This is a genomic window from Burkholderia sp. WSM2230 (assembly GCF_000472445.1).
Lineage (GTDB): Bacteria > Pseudomonadota > Gammaproteobacteria > Burkholderiales > Burkholderiaceae > Paraburkholderia.
On record NZ_AXAJ01000009.1, the window covers coordinates 105,209 to 124,366 of the forward strand.

Here is a 19,158-nt window from a genome sequence, read left to right on the forward strand (position 1 = left end):
GCGGCATTCTCGCATGTTTTTGTAAAAAGATGTTGCAGATAGTAACAATTATGCGGAAAATGCCTTACGCGTGAAAAGAAGTTCTTGACTCTGGTAAGCAACGCTCGTTACTCGCATCGCGCAAGATAATAGCGTTGAGGAGCGGTGTGCGAGAGCCAGCCGGGTCAGGAAGGATGTAGTGCTTTAAAGCTTAAAACGAAGCCAAGATTACCCGGTGCATAAGATTTCTATTGACGTCACGCGGCTGTTGACGCGCCTCTACGACGGCTTGCTGCCCACTGGTGTCGACCGCGTAGGTATCGCCTATGTCGAGCGTTACGGAGCGAATGCGGACGCCGTACTAAGCGAGCGCGGTTTCTCTACAGTCCTTTCGCGCAAAGACTCACAATTTGCCTTTGAAATGATTGTTTCCGGCGCGCGCAAACGTTTTGCAATTCGCAAACTCGTTGCGCGCGCCTGTATTAATGGCCCTCGGTTAAAAAACAGGGACAAAGGTGTCCTCCTCCACACCAGCCATAACGGTATGGAGTTTCATCGTTATTACAACGCGATGAAAAAACGCGGTTTGCGCACGGTATGCATGGTCCATGACCTGATTCCGCTCACTCACGCTGAATTCTGCCGCCCCGGTGTGGACGTGGCGCATCGCAAGCGCATCCATACTGCGCTCACTCATGCCGACGGCTTGATCGCCAACTCGCAGGACACGCTGAACATGCTCGCTGCGGAAGCCAACCGCGCCGCGTTGCCCATGCCTGCCAGTGTCGTGGCGCGCCTCGCCCCAGCGATCACTGAGCGCACAGCGCATCCCCCGCCTATCGCCGGCCCTTATTTTGTCGTGCTGGGCACGATTGAACCGCGCAAGAACCACTGGTTCCTGCTTCAGGTCTGGCGCAGGCTCGTGGAGAAGCATGGTGTCGCCGCGCCCAAACTGGTCGTGATCGGCCGCCGCGGCTGGGAGTGCGAAAACGCAATCGACATGCTTGAGCGTTGCAGCCAGCTTGAAGACGCCGTTATAGAACTGCACGGCTGCTCCGACGAAGATCTGCGCACCTGGATACAGCATTCGCAAGCACTGCTCTTCCCGTCTTTCGTTGAAGGCTACGGCATACCGCTCGTCGAAGCGCTCGCGCTAAATGTGCCGGTTCTCGCGAGCGACCTCGGCGTGTTTCGCGAAATCGCTGACGATATTCCCGACTATCTCGACCCGCTCGACGGACTAGGCTGGATGGCATGCGTGGAAGCCTACGCCGCCACGGGCAGCGCCATGCGCGCAGCACAACTCCTGCGTATCGAGCGGTTTCGGGCGCCTACATGGGCCGATCATTTCGAGGCGCTGGACCCGTTCCTCGCCTCGCTGAACTAGCATGAGCAGCCCCGCAACCGCTTCCGTCATGAGCAAGCGCGGCCTGCGCACTTTCGGCTGGCTTTCGGGGCGATCCAACGTTATCTGGCGCGACAGCATTGCCGGACGCATCGCACTCGCAATCGCACGACTGATGGGCCGCCGCAGCGAAGTGGCGTGGCCGAGCCCCCTGTGGGTGCATCAGGGTCGAAGCGGCACGACGCTCGCCTGGTTTTGCGTGCCCGATGCCAATGCGTCGCCAGCGACGTTTGGCCAATTGATCGATGACGCGCTCGCACGCGATCCCAATGCCGGAATTGCGCCCGACATTGCTGCGCTCATGGCGCGCGTGCGCGCACTCCATGCGTTCGACCCGGCGCATCGCACGCCGCGTTGCCCGCCAGCAATGCTCGCCTCGATGCCGAGCGATAGGGTGCTTGTCATAGACGAGCGCGCATCGGTCGCGCATGACCCCCGCTGGGCGCACTCGCGGCGCGCCGCGTTCGGGCGGATGGTGAAATCGGCGCGCGCCGCCCATCCCCACGCGCAATTGTGGATGGTCCGGTCGTCCGCCGCCGGCAGAGGGCGCTGGCTTTCCGAGGCATGCCACGTGTTGCCGCGAGACACACAAGTAGCGGACGCCGGAAGTTCGGCATGCGCAACGATCGACCATGTCGCTTGCGTTTATACGCTAGGCGCGCCGGAAGGCCTGCACGCATTACTCGCCGACGTGCCGCTGCATCTCTTCGGTACGCCCTGGTATGCTGGCTGGGGAATTACGGTCGACGAGAGCGCACAACCCGCCCGACAAACTCGGCCATCGCTCGCGGCGTTATTCGATATCGCGTATCTGCGCTTCGGCCGCTATCTGGATCCCGCCAGTCACACGCCGGGCAGTCTTCACGCACTGCTTGACAGCCTCGAATTACAACGCCAGATTGCCGCGCGTTTCGAAGCACTCGGCAACGTCGCCGGCGTGCGATTCCAGTGGTGGAAGCGACCGTTCGCCACGCCCTATCTGAGCGCGGGCGGCCATGCACTACGCTGGGCTGACTCTACCGCCGCCGTGAATCCACACGAATGCGCTGCGCTCTGGGGTGCCCGCAGCGCGGACGGTCTGCCCAACGGCGTGCGCCACATCCGCATCGAAGACGGCTTCCTTCATTCCCTCGGCCTCGGCTCGGACATGAATGCGCCGCATAGCCAGGTGATCGACACGCGCGGACTCTATTTTGACGCTAGCCGCCCGAGCGATCTTTCCGTGCTCCTCAACGAAACTTTGTTCAGCGAGCAAGAACTCGAACGCGCGGCGCGCCTGCGCGCGCAGATCGTGCGCAGCGGCGTCACCAAATACAACCTCGGCCGTCGCCGCCCGGCATGGCTCGCGCCTGCTGGCAAACGCGTCGTCCTCGTACCCGGCCAGGTCGCGGACGACGCGTCGATCCGCCTCGGCACACGCGCCATTTCGACGGCCGACGAACTGCTCAAGGAAGTGCGCGCCCGCCGCCCGGACGCCTTCATCGTCTACAAGCCACATCCGGACGTGATGTCGGGCAACCGCAGCGGCCTGATCGATGCGCAGCGCCTCGCCGACGTCGTCGATACCGAAGCCGATGTGCTCTCCCTGATCGAAGCGAGCGACGAGGTGCACACGCTTTCCTCGCTCGCCGGTTTCGATGCACTGCTGCGCGACAAAGAAGTGCACGCCTACGGGATGCCCTTCTACGCCGGCTGGGGCCTCACGCGCGATGCACTGGCCCCGCTGCCTTGGCGCGAGCGCACGCTCACGCTGGATATGCTCACGGCAGGCGCCTTGTTGCGCTACCCGCTCTACTGGGATTGGCAACTTGGTCTCTTTACGACGCCGGAAGCTGTTGCAGCCCGCCTCGCGCCTGGCGCCGCGCGTGCGCTACGGCGCGTTCAAGGAGATCGTTTGCGCGTCTGGCTCAAAGCCGCACGCTGGTCCCGCAACGCGTTCACGCACTGGGCCTGGCGCGCCAGGCAAAGACGCAACGGTTAAATCGGACTGTATAATGCCGCGCGAACCGTTCAGATAGAATGCGGGGCGACACGTCCGACGCTGGGAACGGGGAGCTCCGGGCGTGCGCAGTACAAGCTGTCCGTCACCTGGACTCGTGCTGACGGCAGCTTCATCCATCGCACCACGAACGAATATCCACGGCGCCACTTCGTCGGCCGCACTCCGCGATTCAATCGACAATGACCATCCATCCGGTAATTCTTTGTGGCGGAAGCGGTACCCGTCTATGGCCGCTCTCGCGCGGCGGCTATCCCAAACAGTTTCTGCGCCTTGCAGGCGAACGCACGCTCGTTCAGCAAACCGCGCTACGCGCGCGCGACGTCGATCACATGGCTGCGCCGATCGTCATCGCGAACAACGATCAACGCTTTCTGATCGCCGAGCAATTGCGCGAGGCCGACGTTACGGCCGCCGCCATCGTGCTCGAACCGGTCGGCCGCAATACCGCGCCGGCCATCGCCGTGGGGGCGCTGATTGCACTCGAACAGTCGCCGGAGGCGCTGCTGCTCGTGTTGCCGTCCGATCACGCGATCCGCAATGACGCGGCCTTTGCGCAGGCCGTGCATGCCGCGGCGCATGTCGCGAGCGACCAGTATCACGTCACATTCGGCATCGCGCCAACCGTGCCGCACACCGGTTACGGCTATATCCGCCGCGGCGCATCGCTCGGTTAGGACGCGCCGGCCTGGCGCGTCGAGGCTTTTGTCGAGAAACCCGACGCGCAAACGGCACAGACCTTTCTCGCTGACGGTGGCTACCACTGGAACAGCGGCATGTTCATGCTGAAGGCGTCCACCTTCATGGAGGAATTGCGCCGGTATCAGCCGCGGGTCGCGGAACAGGCCGCGCAATCGCTGAAGCTCGCGCGCGCGGATCATGATTTCCTGCGTCTCGATGAGGCTGCGTTCACGGCTTGCCCGAGCATTTCAGTCGACTATGCGGTAATGGAAAAAACCGACCGCGCCGCGGTGATTACGGCAAACGATCTAGGCCGGAGCGATATCGGTTCATGGTCCGCACTGGCCGAACTCGCACAGGCGGACGACTCGGGCAACGCGGCACTGGGCGACGTCTTTCTCAACGAAGTCTCGAACAGCTATGTGCGCGCCGAGCATCGTCTGGTGGCTGCGATCGGCGTGGAAGATCTCGTCATCGTCGAAACTACCGATGCGGTACTGGTGGCTCATCGCGACACACTCAGGATGTGCGCAAGGTCGTCGAGCATCTGACGAAGGCGACGCGCGGCGAATCGGTCACGCACCCGCGCGTCGTGCGCCCTTGGGGTTCGTACGAAGGCGTGGATCAGGGCGAGCGTTTCCAGGTCAAACGCATCGTCGTGAATCCGGGCGCGCAATTGAGCCTGCAGATGCATCATCACCGCGCCGAACACTGGATCGTCGTGAAGGGCACCGCGCTTGTGACAAATGGCGACCAACAGATTTTGCTGAGCGAAAATCAATCCACATATATTCCACTAGGTGTGACGCACCGGCTCGCGAATCCCGGCAGGATTCCGCTCCAACTGATTGAAGTTCAATCCGGCGCTTATCTCGGCGAGGACGACATTGTCCGTTTCGAAGACAACTACGGGCGCACCGGCTCGTAATCGCAAACGGGGCGTTTAATAGACGCCCCCCTTTCTCCGTCGACGCGTAACCGGGCTGTCTGTTTCTAACCAAAGCACCTCACCCCCGCTATCGTTTCAAAGCCGTCTCGGTAAACGCATATACCGGAATTATTTAAGAATAGTTTCCAAAACCATACACCTGACTCTAAAATCATCGCTGGAATAAGCTTCCAATCCAGACGGGTAAGCGCCGGCTCTGTCACTCTCGAATCGATTCGAGTTCATTGCCAGCACAACAAAATGCATATCGAGTTGCGCGCGCGGCCAGGCGGCTATAGCGCGCAAACCACAAGACCATATGAAACGAGAGCCAGCGCAAATCGTCGTTGAAAGCCTGACGAGCATCCAGCCATCGGACCGCGCGCGCATCAAGGGCCAACGCGCGTTCGCCATCTGGTTGACCGGAATATCCGGCGCCGGCAAGTCCACCCTCGCCAATTTGCTCGAACAAACCTTGCACGCGCGCGGCCTGCACACCGCGCTGCTCGATGGCGACAGTCTGCGTCTTGGACTGAACAAGGATCTCGGTTTCTCGGATGCTGACCGCGGCGAAAACATCCGGCGCGCTGCCGAGGTGGCGAAGCTGATGGTCAATGCCGGTCTCGTGGTGATCGTAGCGACGATTTCGCCGATCCGTGCCGCCCGCGAATCCGCTCGGGCTCTCTTCGGCGAGAACGAATTCATCGAAGTGTTCGTCGATGCCCCGCTCGATGTCGCAGAAGCACGCGACGTTAAGGGCCTCTATGCGCTGGCCCGCCAGGGCACGATCCGCCAGTTCACAGGGATTGGCTCCGCTTACGAGCCGCCCGCCTTCCATGAAGTTCATGTGCAGACCGCTCGAATGAGCAAGCAGGACTGCGTCGACGCGATCCTGCAAAAGCTGCCGATCGAACAGGTTTAACGCGCAGCCGGATTGTCGCGCCCGCGAACTCCCGCACCAAAGCTCTCCAGATCGCCGTCGGTCAGCGGAATATCGGAGCCCGGCTCGCAGACCGGGATCGGCACGGCAAACGTGAAATAGTCGCCCCGAGGCGGTGATGGTGTTCAGCCGAGCGCGCATTATCGGCCAGCGCGCGACGTCGACGCATTCGCCGACGCTCTTGTCCCTGACGCGGCCGGCCGATTTATCACAATCCGGCTGACCTGCGAGGCGCTCAAGATCCACCAGTTGTGGATTCTTAAGCTGATCTCCCGTGAACTGCCTACGTCCGAACAATCCGCCGCATACCTTCAACGTGGTAAGCGTCCCCCGCCGCCACTGCCATCCTTGAAAAAGTTGCCCTGCGGTTGACACGCAATACTTCTCCTATCCCAAATTTACATGACGAAATACTTACCACGCATGCGGGGCCGGACCTTGATGCGGGAAATCGTGCGGACGTTGATTTGGCGGATGGCTCGACCGACACTCGGCCGCCACGTAGGGAGCAGCTTCTGGCGAAGCTCAGCGGTAACGACCGGACGATGGTGGTCGAGATTGTTGAGCGTCTGGCTGGTCGCTTTGCGCGACGCTGAGGGAGGCGAGCCGTTTGCTGACGCAGGTAAGACCGCTATTGGCGAGAGATATCCGGCAGAGTTCGGGCCAAAAGTGGCCGTCGTGATGGCGCCAAGCGATGTCCGCTCTGGGAGGGCGTACCAGTCGTTCGGCCTCTATCTGGCGCGGTGATTGACGCTCAGCAAAGCGCCCATGCCGCGTGAAGGTCCGCAGCAGATTCGCGAACAACACGTCGAACGTGCGCCGGATGTCGCGGAACTTGCAGGCGAGACTTTCTCGCACATCCTGCTCGCTTCACGAGCGGCCGCAGTCTCGCCATCTCAACAGGCTGTTATGTGCCACACGGCAGCGGCGGGCGGATATTACCGGGCCAACAATCCGAGACAAAGGTGCAGCTGCGACAACAAAGGCTCGCATCGATCATGTGTATCTGACAACGTGGCTCTCTGCGGTCCATGACGTCACGGTGTGCGCAGTGGTGAGACGTTTCGTCGATGAAGAGAGCCCTCGGTACCGACAACACAGGCCTAGAGATCGCAGATGGTCCTGCCGCCAGGCGAGCGGCATTGCAGACGCTCCATTTATGGAATCTGCAGTCCACGTCCGGGCCAGTTTTGACAAAGTGGGGCGCTTGGCCAGTGACAATGACCCAGTTATCGCGCTCTCTGGGATTCGAATGCGCCAGCGGCCGTGTGACCGCCGGTTTGTGCATCGGCTCGCGCGGGAATCCAGGAAAATCGACAATCGGCGGGGCCGAAGCTCAAGGTCTAGCTGCTCTCCCGTTCGCGCCAGTAGCGCTGCGGCGCCGGCAGCAAGCTTGTTGACGTGCGGACCCAGAGAGACTTCGTCTGTTGTCTCGTCCTTCGTGTATTCGAGCAAGGACTCCTCAGATTCCTCGAGCACCGTCAGAAGCATGTTGTCCGCCCCACGCAGCACCAGTGCGGGATAGACCAATACACGCGGCTTTCGCCCGAAGACAGGTGACCCGCTTGCCTCGTAGCTCACGTGAACCGCGTGAAAACATGCGACGTGACCCGTGAACACCACGAGTCGATCGGGGTGAAAACTCCCCCCGGCTTGATTGCCTGCATTGCGTCGCGAACGCGGTTTTTTGCCCCAACCGCCTGCTGGTAAGCGTTGGTGTAGTCGGTCCATTCGCCGGAAGCTGACAACCGCGACCAAGCCCCATTCAGATCACCGCGAAGGGGAAGTTGACTGGCCTTGATTTCCACGACGGACACAAAATTGTTCGTCGCGACTATGCAATCTATTTGCCGACCATCGATCTCGATATTGGCAAGAACAACCGCATGGAGTCCCTGATCACACAACCATGACAGGGCGGACGCAATGAACTTGCGCTCTGAGGCATGCTCGATCTTCCCCCCAACGTAGATCTCGGTGTTCGTTGAATTCTCGTTCATAGGAAACGTCAGCAGACACGCAACGGCGTCGGCCCGTCTTACGTGACCGAGAACGTCAACTTGGCCCACGCGGCCATCGGCGTCCCAATCGAACGCGCCGGTGCCAACCAGATTTTCACATCGTCGCCCAACCCCTCTAACTGGCGTTTCAGATCTCTGTCGTTACTGTCCTGTTTCCCACGTCCCGTGGGGCGGCGATGGACCAGACCGTGATCCAGCACGGCGTCTACTATCATCAACCGTACTGCAAAATTGCGTCGAACCATGAGCGTCCGCGCTTACCGGTCACCCGTAGATCCGTTGCTTTCTCGTTATGAAGCCCCTTGGTCTTGTGCTTGGGAATCGTCCACCAGAAACCATCGCTTTCGTCTGCGATCTCGGTGCTCTCCATCGCGACGATCTCGCCGCCCCTTGTACCCGTCCACAGATAGAGCGTCAATGCATCAGCAACAGTCAAACTGAAATTCGGCAACCACCGGATCAATATGCCAAGTTCGTCTACGGACAACACCCGTTTTTGTGTCCCGATATATTGGCCTTCGACCTTACGCCCCTTACTCTTCAGTCGCCCTCTTAGAACTTCCTTCCACCAGTTCGCGGTGTTTTCGGGAAGCCGACCGGCATCGAGCGCGTAATGCCAGGCGCCGCCAAGCTCCATGCGAAGGCGAGCCGCGAGCATCGGCGTCGATCGATAGGATTCAAGCAGGTCGAAAGCCTGGGCGCGCGTGATGGTAGCCGCACGCATATCCGCGATAGGCCCTAGCATCGCCTTGAACATGCGTGCTACCTCCACTGCGCCCTTCGTCTTCCGGTTGACTTCCACATGCCCCTGCAGATAGTCACGGCACAGCTGTCTGACGGTGTAATCGTCCGGCGATGAGCGAGTAGCCTCTTTCTTCGGCTGTCGACGCAGGGCCGAGAGCTCGGCTCCAGAGTTTCGCTCGACACGGCTCTTCCCATGCAGCGATGGCATTGGCGAACGACATTGCCGGCCATTCACCGAGCTTCACCTGTCGCATGCGGCTGTCGACGGGAGACTTGTAGCGATACGTCCACGATTTACGGTTCGTTGAGGCTTGCAGGCGCAGCCCCGGGAACCCCTCGAAAGTCATGTGATCGCCGCTCGGCAGCTTGGCCGCGGCCCGTGCATCAAAGCGCATTCTTCCCTCGGCGTAGGTTTTTTCTGAGGGAAGAATATGCGGCGTAGGTTTGGCTGGCAATGCCAAAAAACCTACGCCGAGCTCGCAAGTATTAGCGCACAGAGATAAGCGTTGATGCGCCTACTCTGGCGATGAATATCTCGGTTTTACCGTTACTTTTCAACTACTTGCGGATCATTTCGGCTCGCCGCAGGCCACCGCGGACAAGTACCGAACTCCCGCTATTCGTTTTCGTCGAAGTAATGCCCGAACTTGAGCTGCTTCGTGCGGATATAGCGCTCGTTTTCCTCGCGCATCGGAATGGCGAGCGCCACTCGCTCGCACACCGGAATGCCGTGCTTCGAGAGCGTGTCGAACTTCTCTGGATTGTTGCTCATCAAGCGGACCGAGGTAACTTTCAGCGTGCGCAAAATGCCCGCCGCCGAGTCGTATTCGCGCGAATCGTCCGGTAGACCGAGGTCGAGATTTGCCTCGACAGTATCGCGCCCCTGCTCCTGCAGCGCATACGCGCGAATCTTGTTCGACAGGCCTATACCGCGGCCTTCATGGCCGCGCAGGTACAGCAGAACGCCGCAGCCCTCGGCGGCGATATAGCGCAGCGCGAGATCGAGTTGCTCGCCGCAATCGCAGCGATAAGAACCGAGCACGTCGCCCGTCAGGCATTCGGAGTGCAAACGCGTCAATACCGAGGACTTGTCGGCGACATCGCCCATCACGAGCGCGAGGTGTTCGGCGCCGCTTTCGACCACGCGAAACACGTAAGAGGTGAACGTGCCGTAGCGCGTGGGAAGCGTGGCGGTGGCGTCGAGAACGACGCATTCGCCGTTGATTGCGCCGTCTGCCGCAGGCGACGGATCGTGAGACGTGAGCATGGCGTTAGACAGTGGTGCTGGACATGAACCCGATCAAACCGGGGATAAGGTACGGACAGGAGTTTACCGCTAATCGGCCCGCTACACCCGGATGCCCATGCGTGGCGCCCGGATCATGCACTGCCGGGGCGCGAGACGCGTCCGCAAAAAGACCGGAAGGCGCGAGCTACATGAATTGCCTGCCTCGCGCGCTCCAGTTATTCCCGGACACACTCGCTGGCGCGTCGCGCCTATACTGCAATGGACTGTCCCCGACAGCCCGCCGCGCCGGCGTGCTGCACTGCGAAACGGAGCCGCTCCATGACAACCGTTGCACAGCTTCTTAAAACCAAACCGAACCACACAACCGTCTTTACGATCGGAGCCGACGACTCCGTCTATGAAGCGATCAAGCTGATGGCCGACAAGGGCATCGGCGCGCTGGTCGTGACGGATGGCGACAGCATCGCGGGAATCGTCACGGAGCGCGACTACGCGCGCAAGGTCGTGCTGATGGACCGGTCGTCCAAGGCCACGCCGGTACGCGAGATCATGAGCAAAGCGGTGCGCTTCGTACGCCCCGACCAGACCACCGACGACTGCATGGCGCTCATGACCGAGCGGCGTATGCGCCATCTCCCGGTGATCGAGAACGACCGGCTCGTCGGCATGGTGTCGATTGGCGACCTGGTGAAGAACATCATCGCCGAACAGCAATTCACCATCCAGCAACTCGAGTTTTACATTCACGGCGAGCGTCCCTGACGGGTCGCGCCGGCTGCATGTCAGCCTGTTGGTCGCAAAAAAAGCCCAATCGCTGAACGGTTGGGCAAAGCTACCTTGCGGCAGCGGAGGTTCCTGGAATTCTTAACGGCCCTTCGACCTGGTTGCTGACTTAGTTGCTGACTTAGTTGCTGACCTAGTTGCCGAAGTAGACCGACTTCGGACCAGTCATCGGCTCACGCACACCACCCGCTTGCGACGAGCCGCTCGTCGTGCCGCCGTAGCCGCTCGTGTCGGCGACCGGCAACTGCGTTTCTGCGACTGCGGGGTTTTGCGCCTGCACGCGGCGTTCGGCGGCCTGGATGTCGGCCGGATAGTTCGGGTCGTTGCTGACAGCCGGGTTATAGCCCGCTTGTTCCAACTGGATCAGTTCGTTGCGCACTTCGGCGCGCGTGACCGGTTGCTGGCTCGACTGCGCAAACGAGGCGACCGGAGCGGCGAGAACGGCTGCAATGGCGACTGCCTTGATAAGCGATTTCATGATTATTACCTCCAGACTGGTTTTATTTGCCGCGCTTGCCACACCATGTGGAAGCGACTGGTTTCAGTCTAGTCACCGGCAGACCAAGGGAAAACCCCTATTTGTGAGATTCATAATTGTCGCAGTTGAAAAAGTGCGAGGAAATTGCCGGTGGCGGATGCAGCGCGCATCATCGCCGTAAATATTGGGCGCTGCGCAACGGATGATGTGCGGCTTCCGCGACGAAACGCTCCTGAGCTGCCAGCAGCGCCAACCGCTGGCTTAGGCGGCGCGGCGCTCAAATTTGCGAGCCGTCGCCCAGGTCCGCATGCGGGGCAACGAGCAGCTTGCGAGGTCCGCTCACGAACGCGCTGCCAGGCTCAAAAAAGCGCAGCGGACGATGCATCTCGCGAGACAGGCCTATGCGCGTGGTCACGCCGACGGGCGCATCGCCCTTCTCTATCACGCCGATCCACAACTGCCGGCCCGTGCAAAGATCGTAGCCGTCGAACGACGGACCGATGCCCAGCGCCACGGTCAGGCGCCCCGGCCCGCGCGCGAGATCGCGCAGCGGCACGCCCGGGCGGCGTGCCTCCATGAGCGGCAGGCCTTCGAGCGGCTCGACCGCGCGAATGAGGACGCCGGCGCCCACGTCCTCCGCTTCCGCGGACATGTTGAGCATGTACGAGACCCCGTAGGTCAGTCTCACATACGCATGGCCTGGCGCGAGGAACAACGAGCCGTTGTAGTGGCGGCGTCCAATGAAAGCATGACTCGTCGAATCGCCTACCGGATACGCCTCGGTCTCGACGATACGGCCGCTCATGCGCCCTTCCGGCGCGTCGTGAACAAGGTATTTGCCGATCATGAAACGCGCGAGTTCCGCCGCGCCGACGGGCAAATCGTCACGCGACAAGGGGATGATGCGAAGCTGCGGTTTGCGCATGCGTTGGGCCTTTGTTTGTGCGTGGGTTTGTCCATTGGTTTGTGCGTCGGCCTATGCCTTGGCTGGTCCATCCGTCGCAAGCGCGAGGCCGCGCCTGTGTTACGGGAGCGCCAGGCCATGCGGCGAAGCATTGCCGCCTATCGGCACGACCGTTGTAGCGAAGCCTCATTTCCTGGCACCGCCGATCTCATTCTGGAACTAATTGGAGTATCGTGTCCTTCCGGCCCGCAGCAAGCTCCCGGCGGGCAGCGTGGGCCTGGGCCCGCCAGCAGCCTCGGTGAACCTGTCAGCCTGAAGCATTCGCAAGACCCGCAGCAACGTCCTTCGCGTTCCATCCCGCTGTACCTGTAGTGCAAGCATACGGTTCCCGCCCGGGAACCAGCCAATTCACGACAAGGAGAAACTCGCATGAAAGCATCCACGGCAATGAAGATGGTCGGCGGCGCGCTGATCGTACTGGCCTCGCTCAACGCATCCGCGCAAAGCAGCGACGCGGCGGCCACACCGGCAGCGGCGGCATCGTCGGCGGCAACGGGCAAGCAGGCCAAGGCTGCCAACCGTGCGCTCGGTCGCAAGGTCCGCAGCGCGCTCGCCAGGACCAAGGGCCTGAGCGTCGCCAACATCAACGTGCGTGCACGCGGCGGCGCGGTGACGCTGGCCGGCACGGTACCGGAACAGTCGCAAATCGACGTCGCGACGCAAGCGGCGCAAGGCGTGGCAGGTGTGACGTCGGTCAAGAACGCTTTGACGGTTCGTGCGGTCGGGCAGTAACGGGTAAAGCCGGCGCCGTCATGGCGCCGGCAATATCGCAAGCGGGCGCCGCGATGTCCCGTTGCAAGGGCGTCGGTGTGTCCAGCGCATGCGAGGGCCTGAAGCGCATCGTCAGTCCCGTTCCAGATTCCAGGCTCGTCGCATCATCCAGAACAGGCACCAGACAAAGGAAGCCGATGACCACGCCCACGACCATCTTGCCCCGCTGGACTCTGGCCGTGCCGGTCGTCGCGTGGATCGTGCTGGCTGCGGCCTACGTGCTGCCAGGCAATGGGCTACTGCTCGCGCTGGTGGGCATCGCGCTGTGCTCGGCGGTATTCGCGGCCGTGCATCACGCAGAAGTGGTTGCGCATCGCGTGGGTGAACCATTCGGCACGCTGGTGCTCGCGGTCGCCGTCACGGTGATCGAGGTCGCGCTGATCGTCTCGGTCATGCTGACCTCCGGTCCCGAGAAAGCCGGTCTCGCGCGCGACACGGTGTTCGCCGCCGTCATGATCGTCTGCAACGGCATTGTCGGACTGTGCCTGCTGGTGGGCGGCATTCGCCATCGCGAGCAGGATTTCCAGATTCGAGGCGCGGCTGCCGCCCTCGCCGTGCTCGCGTCCTTATCCGTGCTGACGCTCGTCATGCCTAACTACACGACGACCCATGCGGGTCCGGTGCTGTCCTCGTCGCAGCTGGCGTTCGCCGGGGTGTCGTCGCTGGTGCTGTACGGCGTGTTCGTCTTCGTGCAGACGGTTCGGCATCGCGACTACTTTCTCGCCGGCGTGCCCGACGAAGACGTGCATGCCGCGCCGCCAGGCGCCGCACTCGCGCTCACGAGCGGCGGCTTGCTGCTGGTGTGCCTTGTCGCCGTCGTACTGCTTGCCAAGCTGTTGTCGCCGGTGGTCGAAACAGCGGTTCAGAACGCGGGCGCGCCGCCGGCGGTGGTCGGCATTGTGATCGCCGCGCTGGTGCTGCTGCCGGAAGGCCTCGCCGCGGTGCGCGCGGCACGCGCCGACCGCTTGCAAAACAGCCTGAATCTCGCGCTCGGCTCGGCTCTCGCCAGTATCGGCCTCACCATTCCGACCGTGGCAGGCGTCTTTCTGGCGACCGGCCAACCGCTCGTGCTCGGCATCAACGGCAAGGAAACGGTGCTGCTTTTGCTGACGCTGCTGGTCGGCACGCTAACGCTCAGCACCGGGCGCACGACGATCCTGCAGGGCGCCGTTCACCTGTCGCTGTTCGCCGCCTACCTCTTCCTCTCGTTCGCGCCCTGACGCGTTGCATTCGACGCGGGCTTGCGCGCGCCTACTCTTCCCAATGCGCCGCGATCCAGTCGCGAAACAGCTTCAGTTTCTGCTGATGCGCGACCGAATCCGGATACACGAAGTAATAGCGCCAACCCGTCTTGAGCACCGTATCGAAAGGCCGCACGAGACGCCGCGCGGCCACGTCTTCGTCGATCAATGCCAGATCGCTGATGGCCACGCCGAAGCCCTGCAACGCCGCATTGGTGGCCATGTCGAGCGTGTCGAAGCTCGGACCGTGTTCGGCGTCGATCGCGCGTGCGTGGGCCGGATCCGCTTCGGCCACTTTGGCGAGCCACATTTTCCAGTCGCGATGATCGCGAGTCGGATGCAGCAGCGTATGGCGCGCCAGATCGCCGAGCGCGGCGAGCGGCTTGTCCTTCAGCAGATCGGGCGCGCACACCGGCGTGAGACGCTCCTCGAAGAGCGGCACCGCTTGCACGTCCGCTCCCGGCGACGAGCCATAAATGATTGCCGCATCGAACGGTTCGAGCTGGAAATCGACGTCGTGCTGCCACGTCGTCGTGATCTGCACATGCAGCTCGGGATACTCGGTCTGGAAGCGCATGATCTTCGGCAGCATCCAGCGCATCACGCAGGTCGGCACCTTCAGCGCGAGGTCCGTGCGCTGCCGCGTGAGCCGCAGCGAAATCTCCTCGATGCGCGCAAAGCTTTCTTTCACCGCGGGCAGCAGCATTTCGCCCTCGGCGGTGAGCGTGAGCCCTTTCGCGTGACGCTTGAACAGCGGGAACTTGTAGTAGTCCTCGAGCGCGATGATCTGCCGGCTCACCGCGCCTTGCGTGAGACACAGATGGTCGGCCGCGCGCGTGAAGCTGCGATGGCGCGCCACGGTTTCGAAAATCTGCAGCGCGTTGAGCGGCGGGAGACGTCGCATCGAAGTGTCCGGATAAGAAAAAGTCATTGAGGCGGCGCGACGGGCAGCCGGCCCCGGCACGCCTTCCAACCCGACAGGATACGCGATCGCGCCTGGCGCGACGCATTGCGGCCGACCCTGGCTACATGCGTGCGGCTCATACGTAAGAAGAAGCACCGCGCCGTTTGCCTCGCCGTTTGCCTCGCCCCGCCGCGGCCCGAGGCGATGCCGCGCGCATGAGCTTACGTCATGGCCTCCATGCGGATATTTCGTTTGTTGAGGGATTTTGGCAAACCTAGAGTCCACCTCATTCGTTCACCTCATTCCAATACGCGTTTTTCGACAGAGGACACACCATGAACCAGCCCAAGCCCGCTCAATCGACATCGACATCGACGTCGACCGCTCGCCGCGCGTTCGCCACCCTCGCCGCGGCGCTCGCTCTCACCGCTGCTGGCGCGCTCAGCGCGTTTTCGCCGGCCGCCCATGCCGATGCGCTGGACAACATCGCCAAAACCGGCACGGTGCGCATCGGCGTGTTCATGGACTATCCGCCGTTCGGCTCGATCGGTCCGGACATGAAGCCGATGGGCTACGACATCGACGTCGCCAATCTGATCGGCCGCGCGCTCAACGCCAAGGTGGAACTCGTGCAGGTGACGGGCGACAACCGCATGGCCTACCTGGCCGACCGCAAGGCCGACATGCTGCTGTCGGTCGGCCAGACGCCGGAACGCGAGAAGGTGATCGACTTTTCGAAACCCTACGCGCCCTACTATCTCGCCGTGTTCGGCCCGAAAGCATTGCCCGTGAAGAACGCCGCCGACCTCGCTGGCAAGTCGATCTCGGTCGCGCGCGGCACGCTGGAAGACCTCAGCGTCACGAAGATCGCGCCGCCCACCGCGAACATCAAACGTTTCGACGATCCGAACGGAGCAATTTCGGCGTTTATTTCTGGTCAGGTACAGTTGATGGTCGTCGGCAACGACGTCGGCGCCACCATTCTCGCGCGTCATCCCGCGAACGATCCCGAGCAGAAATTTTCCCTGTTCAGCTCGCCGGATCACGTCGGCCTGAACAAGAACGAGCCGCGTCTGAAGCAGAAAGTCGACGAAACCATCGCCAAGGCTCGCAGCGACGGCACCATGAACGCGATCTCGCAGAAATGGCTGCGCGCGCCGCTGCCCGCCGACCTCTGAATTTACGGTACGGAGATTGACCTCACGATGAGCGCCAAGTCATGACCTATGCGTTCGATTTCAGCGGCTTCGGCCTCTATGCGGGCATGCTCGCGCACGGCGTGGCCGTCACGCTCGCGCTCACGGCCGTCTCGACCTTGCTCGGCGGCCTTGTTGGCATTGCCGGCGCGGTCGTCGCGGTGGCCGGACCCGCATGGACACGCTGGGTCGTGGCGAGCTACGTGGAAGTGATCCGCAACACGCCGTTCATCGTGCAGCTCTTTTTCGTGTTCTTCGGCCTGCCGAGCCTGGGCATTCATATCGACGAGATACAGGCCGCGATTCTGGCGATGACGGTGAACCTCGGTGCCTACGCGATCGAGATCGTGCGCGCCGGCATCGATTCCATCCCGCGCGGCCAGGTTCAGGCGGCGCAGGCGCTGGGCCTGCATGGGCGCCAGGTGTTCCGCTACATCGTGCTGCCGCAGGCGCTTGCCAACGTGTTTCCCGCGCTGCTGAGCCAGGTGCTGATCGTGATGCTCGGCTCCGCGGTCGTGTCGCAAATCTCGGTTCCCGATCTCACCTACGCGGCCAACTTCATCCAGTCGCGCAACTTCCGCTCATTCGAGAGCTACGTGATCACCACCGCGACGTATCTGCTGCTGTCCATCGCATTGCGGCAAATCCTCAACCGGTTCGGACGCGGCCTGTTCGCCGGCCGCGCCGCGCGCGGCTCGGAAAGCGCGCCGCGCAACTGGCGCACCCGCCTGATGTGGCGCGGTCCCCGCACTCTGCCGACGGAGCGTTGATCATGGTCGAATTCACACTCTGGGACATCGCCCGCAATCTGCTGCTGGCCGCGCGCTGGACAGTGCTGCTCTCGCTGATCGCTTTCGTCGGCGGCGGCCTCGTGGGCCTCATTCTGCTCGCGATGCGCGTGTCGCCGATTGCGTGGTTGCGCCGCATCGTCGTGCTCTATGTGGAAGTGTTTCAGGGCACGCCGCTGCTGATGCAACTCTTTCTGGCGTTTTTCGGATTGCCGCTGGTGGGCGTGGACGTGTCGCCGTGGGTCGCGGCGACTGTCACGTTGACGCTTTATACGAGCGCATATCTGGTCGACATCTGGCGCGGCTGCGTGGAGGCCGTGCCGCGCGGTCAATGGGCCGCGGGCGCGAGTCTCGGCATGACGTTCGGCCAGCAGCTGCGCTATATCGTCTGGCCGCAGGCACTGAAAATCGCCGTCGCGCCGACGGTCGGCTTTCTCGTGCAGGTGGTCAAAAGCACGGCGCTTGCGTCGATCATCGGCTTCACGGAATTGACGAAGACCGGCACGATGATCACCAACGCCGCGTTCCGCCCGTTCCCGATCTACGGCATGGTCGCAATGATCTACTTCGCGATGTGCTTCCCGCTGACGTGGTATGCGCGAATACTGGAAAAGCGCAACAAGGTGGGCCAGCATCGTTAGCGGCCGCCGCAGTGGCATGAGCGTCAGCTCGTGCTTTGCGAAATGAAAAAGCGTCAACCGCCGCAAGACGGTTGACGCTTTTTTCTTGTGTCGCTGGTCGACGATCTGCTGCTAACGCGCGGCTTGCGTCGACTTGCGCAGCTTCGCGACGTCGGCGGCCGTCACTGCCGGCGCGCCGTTGTTCCAACCGGCGCGCACGAAAGTCAGCACGTCGGCGATCTGCTGATCGTTCAGCACCGGCGCGTACTTAGGCATTGGATACGGCGCGGGAATACCGCCGATCACGAGATCTTCGGTGCCGTTCAGCGTCACGTTGATGAGCGACGACGCGTCTTTCTCCAGCACGTTCGGATTGCCCGCCAGCGGCGCGAGCATCGGCGCGAAGCCGCGTCCGTCGACGCCATGGCAATGCATGCAGTACGCGGTGTAGACGCGCGCGCCGGCATCGTTCGCGGGACGGTTGAGCGACACCTTCGTCGCTTGCGGATCGTACGTGTAAGGCGGCGCGCCATTGCCGCCCGCCGGCGGCAGTGACTTCAAATACATCGTCATCGCCGCGATGTCGGCATCGTTCAGAGCCTGCGTGCTGTTGTTGATCACGCTCGTCATCGAGCCGAATGCGGACGCGTGCCGATTCGCGCCGGTCTTCAGGAATACCTGCAAGTCCTGATCGTTCCAGCGCCCCAAGCCGACGTTATGCTCGCCGGTCAGGTTGGTCGCGAACCAGCCGTCGAGCAGGCTGCCGGTGAGAAACGCGCTGCCGCTTTCGTCGAGCGCCTTCTCCTCGAACGCAATGCCGCGCGGCGTATGGCACGAGCCACAATGCCCGAGTCCCTGGATCAGATAGGCGCCGCGATTCCACGCAACGTCTTTGCCCGGCTTGTTCTGATACACGCCCTTCTCAAGGAACACCATGTTCCAGAGCTTGAGCGGCCAGCGCATGTTCATCGGCCACTTGATGTCCGGCTCGCGATTGGCCTGCTGAACCGGCGCGACGCCGTTCATGAAGAACGCGTAGAGCGCTTTCATGTCGTCGTCATTGACCTTTGCATACGACGGATACGGCATGGCCGGATACAGGTTGTGCCCGTCTTTCGCGACGCCTTCGCGCATGGCGCGCGCGAAGTCCTGTTCCGTGTAACTGCCGATGCCGGTTTGCGGGTCCGGCGTGATGTTGGTCGTATAGATCTGGCCCATCGGCGTGTTCATCGGCAGGCCGCCCGCGAACGGCTTGCCTTTCGGGGCGGTGTGACACGCCACGCAGTCGCCCGCCTTCGCGAGGTAAGCGCCGCGCTGCACGAGCGCGGGGTCCGCTGCCGCTGCCGTGGCCGCCGCTGTTGCCGCCGCTGTTGCCGCTGTCGCCGTCGCTGCCTGCATCAGCAAAGGCAGCGCGACGCTGAGCGCCGCGCCGAAACCCTTCAGTGTGCTTTTCATATCGGGGCTCCC

At 62.2% G+C, this 19,158-nt stretch carries 16 protein-coding genes and 2 pseudogenes; 10 read left to right on the forward strand and 8 right to left on the reverse strand.

What is annotated here, in order from left to right:
* The first annotated feature begins 214 nt into the window (after positions 1-214).
* From A3AC_RS0118550 to A3AC_RS29325, 3 genes and pseudogenes are all read left to right on the forward strand, one after another.
* Positions 215-1,366: a glycosyltransferase family 4 protein gene (locus A3AC_RS0118550; protein WP_025600716.1), complete on the forward strand. Its 1,152-nt coding sequence runs from the start codon at positions 215-217 to the stop codon at positions 1,364-1,366.
* Position 1,367: 1 nt separating this feature from the next.
* The gene (locus tag A3AC_RS0118555; protein ID WP_025600717.1) at positions 1,368-3,365 is read left to right on the forward strand and encodes a capsular polysaccharide biosynthesis protein; all 1,998 of its coding nucleotides are present in this window, start codon (positions 1,368-1,370) and stop codon (positions 3,363-3,365) included.
* Positions 3,366-3,565: 200 nt separating this feature from the next.
* Positions 3,566-4,992, forward strand: a pseudogene (locus tag A3AC_RS29325) (mannose-1-phosphate guanylyltransferase/mannose-6-phosphate isomerase).
* Between the two features lie 220 nt (positions 4,993-5,212).
* Here A3AC_RS29325 and A3AC_RS31070 read toward each other — a convergent pair.
* Positions 5,213-5,473 carry a hypothetical protein gene (locus tag A3AC_RS31070; RefSeq protein WP_232231966.1) on the reverse strand — a complete coding sequence of 87 codons (261 nt, stop codon included), beginning with the start codon at positions 5,471-5,473 and terminating at the stop codon, positions 5,213-5,215.
* On the opposite strand from A3AC_RS31070, the gene cysC reads away from it, so the two are divergent.
* Positions 5,381-5,914 (forward strand): adenylyl-sulfate kinase, encoded by a 534-nt coding sequence (cysC, locus tag A3AC_RS0118575; protein ID WP_232231963.1) that lies wholly within the window; start codon positions 5,381-5,383, stop codon positions 5,912-5,914. The two genes, A3AC_RS31070 and cysC, sit on opposite strands and share 93 nt — an antisense overlap.
* 1,595 nt (positions 5,915-7,509) lie before the next feature.
* Here cysC and A3AC_RS0118585 read toward each other — a convergent pair.
* The 3 genes and pseudogenes from A3AC_RS0118585 to ribA form a co-directional block, all read right to left on the reverse strand.
* Complete coding sequence (locus A3AC_RS0118585) at positions 7,510-7,932, reverse strand: nuclease-related domain-containing protein (RefSeq protein WP_025600725.1); 423 nt, start codon at positions 7,930-7,932, stop codon at positions 7,510-7,512.
* Positions 7,933-8,218: 286 nt separating this feature from the next.
* Positions 8,219-9,092, reverse strand: a pseudogene (locus tag A3AC_RS31315) (tyrosine-type recombinase/integrase); the annotation flags it as partial.
* 221 nt (positions 9,093-9,313) lie between these two features.
* The gene (ribA, locus tag A3AC_RS0118600; RefSeq protein WP_025600729.1) at positions 9,314-9,964 is read right to left on the reverse strand and encodes a GTP cyclohydrolase II; all 651 of its coding nucleotides are present in this window, start codon (positions 9,962-9,964) and stop codon (positions 9,314-9,316) included.
* A 300-nt stretch (positions 9,965-10,264) separates the two neighbouring features.
* Here ribA and A3AC_RS0118605 point away from each other — a divergent pair, with 300 nt between their 5' ends.
* A complete protein-coding gene (locus tag A3AC_RS0118605; protein WP_025600730.1) occupies positions 10,265-10,708 on the forward strand; it encodes a CBS domain-containing protein in 444 nt (147 codons plus the stop codon).
* Positions 10,709-10,862: 154 nt separating this feature from the next.
* On the opposite strand, the gene A3AC_RS0118610 is transcribed toward A3AC_RS0118605, so the two are convergent.
* Both A3AC_RS0118610 and A3AC_RS0118615 read right to left on the reverse strand, forming a co-directional pair.
* On the reverse strand, positions 10,863-11,207 hold the full coding sequence (locus tag A3AC_RS0118610) for a DUF4148 domain-containing protein (RefSeq protein ID WP_025600732.1): 345 nt from the start codon (positions 11,205-11,207) through the stop codon (positions 10,863-10,865).
* Positions 11,208-11,484: 277 nt separating this feature from the next.
* Entirely contained in the window at positions 11,485-12,132 is a 648-nt protein-coding gene (locus tag A3AC_RS0118615) for a DNA-3-methyladenine glycosylase (protein ID WP_025600733.1), read from the reverse strand.
* Positions 12,133-12,540: 408 nt separating this feature from the next.
* Between A3AC_RS0118615 and A3AC_RS0118620 the strand changes: the two genes are divergently transcribed.
* Together A3AC_RS0118620 and A3AC_RS0118625 are read left to right on the forward strand one after the other, a co-directional pair.
* Positions 12,541-12,903 (forward strand): BON domain-containing protein, encoded by a 363-nt coding sequence (locus A3AC_RS0118620; protein WP_025600735.1) that lies wholly within the window; start codon positions 12,541-12,543, stop codon positions 12,901-12,903.
* Positions 12,904-13,079: 176 nt separating this feature from the next.
* Positions 13,080-14,162 (forward strand): calcium:proton antiporter, encoded by a 1,083-nt coding sequence (locus tag A3AC_RS0118625; RefSeq protein ID WP_025600736.1) that lies wholly within the window; start codon positions 13,080-13,082, stop codon positions 14,160-14,162.
* Positions 14,163-14,193: 31 nt separating this feature from the next.
* Here A3AC_RS0118625 and A3AC_RS0118630 read toward each other — a convergent pair whose 3' ends face one another.
* Complete coding sequence (locus A3AC_RS0118630; protein WP_025600738.1) at positions 14,194-15,087, reverse strand: LysR substrate-binding domain-containing protein; 894 nt, start codon at positions 15,085-15,087, stop codon at positions 14,194-14,196.
* 335 nt (positions 15,088-15,422) lie between these two features.
* Here A3AC_RS0118630 and A3AC_RS0118635 point away from each other — a divergent pair, with 335 nt between their 5' ends.
* Genes A3AC_RS0118635 through A3AC_RS0118645 form a run of 3 tightly spaced genes read left to right on the forward strand, consistent with a single transcriptional unit; the run spans position 15,423 to position 17,712 of the window.
* The gene (locus tag A3AC_RS0118635) at positions 15,423-16,265 is read left to right on the forward strand and encodes a transporter substrate-binding domain-containing protein (RefSeq protein WP_025600740.1); all 843 of its coding nucleotides are present in this window, start codon (positions 15,423-15,425) and stop codon (positions 16,263-16,265) included.
* 41 nt (positions 16,266-16,306) lie between these two features.
* The gene (locus tag A3AC_RS0118640; protein ID WP_025600742.1) at positions 16,307-17,053 is read left to right on the forward strand and encodes an amino acid ABC transporter permease; all 747 of its coding nucleotides are present in this window, start codon (positions 16,307-16,309) and stop codon (positions 17,051-17,053) included.
* Between the two features lie 2 nt (positions 17,054-17,055).
* Positions 17,056-17,712 carry an amino acid ABC transporter permease gene (locus A3AC_RS0118645; protein ID WP_025600743.1) on the forward strand — a complete coding sequence of 219 codons (657 nt, stop codon included), beginning with the start codon at positions 17,056-17,058 and terminating at the stop codon, positions 17,710-17,712.
* A 111-nt stretch (positions 17,713-17,823) separates the two neighbouring features.
* Here the strand turns inward: A3AC_RS0118645 and A3AC_RS0118650 are convergent, their stop codons facing one another.
* Positions 17,824-19,146: a c-type cytochrome gene (locus tag A3AC_RS0118650; protein WP_025600745.1), complete on the reverse strand. Its 1,323-nt coding sequence runs from the start codon at positions 19,144-19,146 to the stop codon at positions 17,824-17,826.
* Between the last annotated feature and the right edge of the window lie 12 nt (positions 19,147-19,158).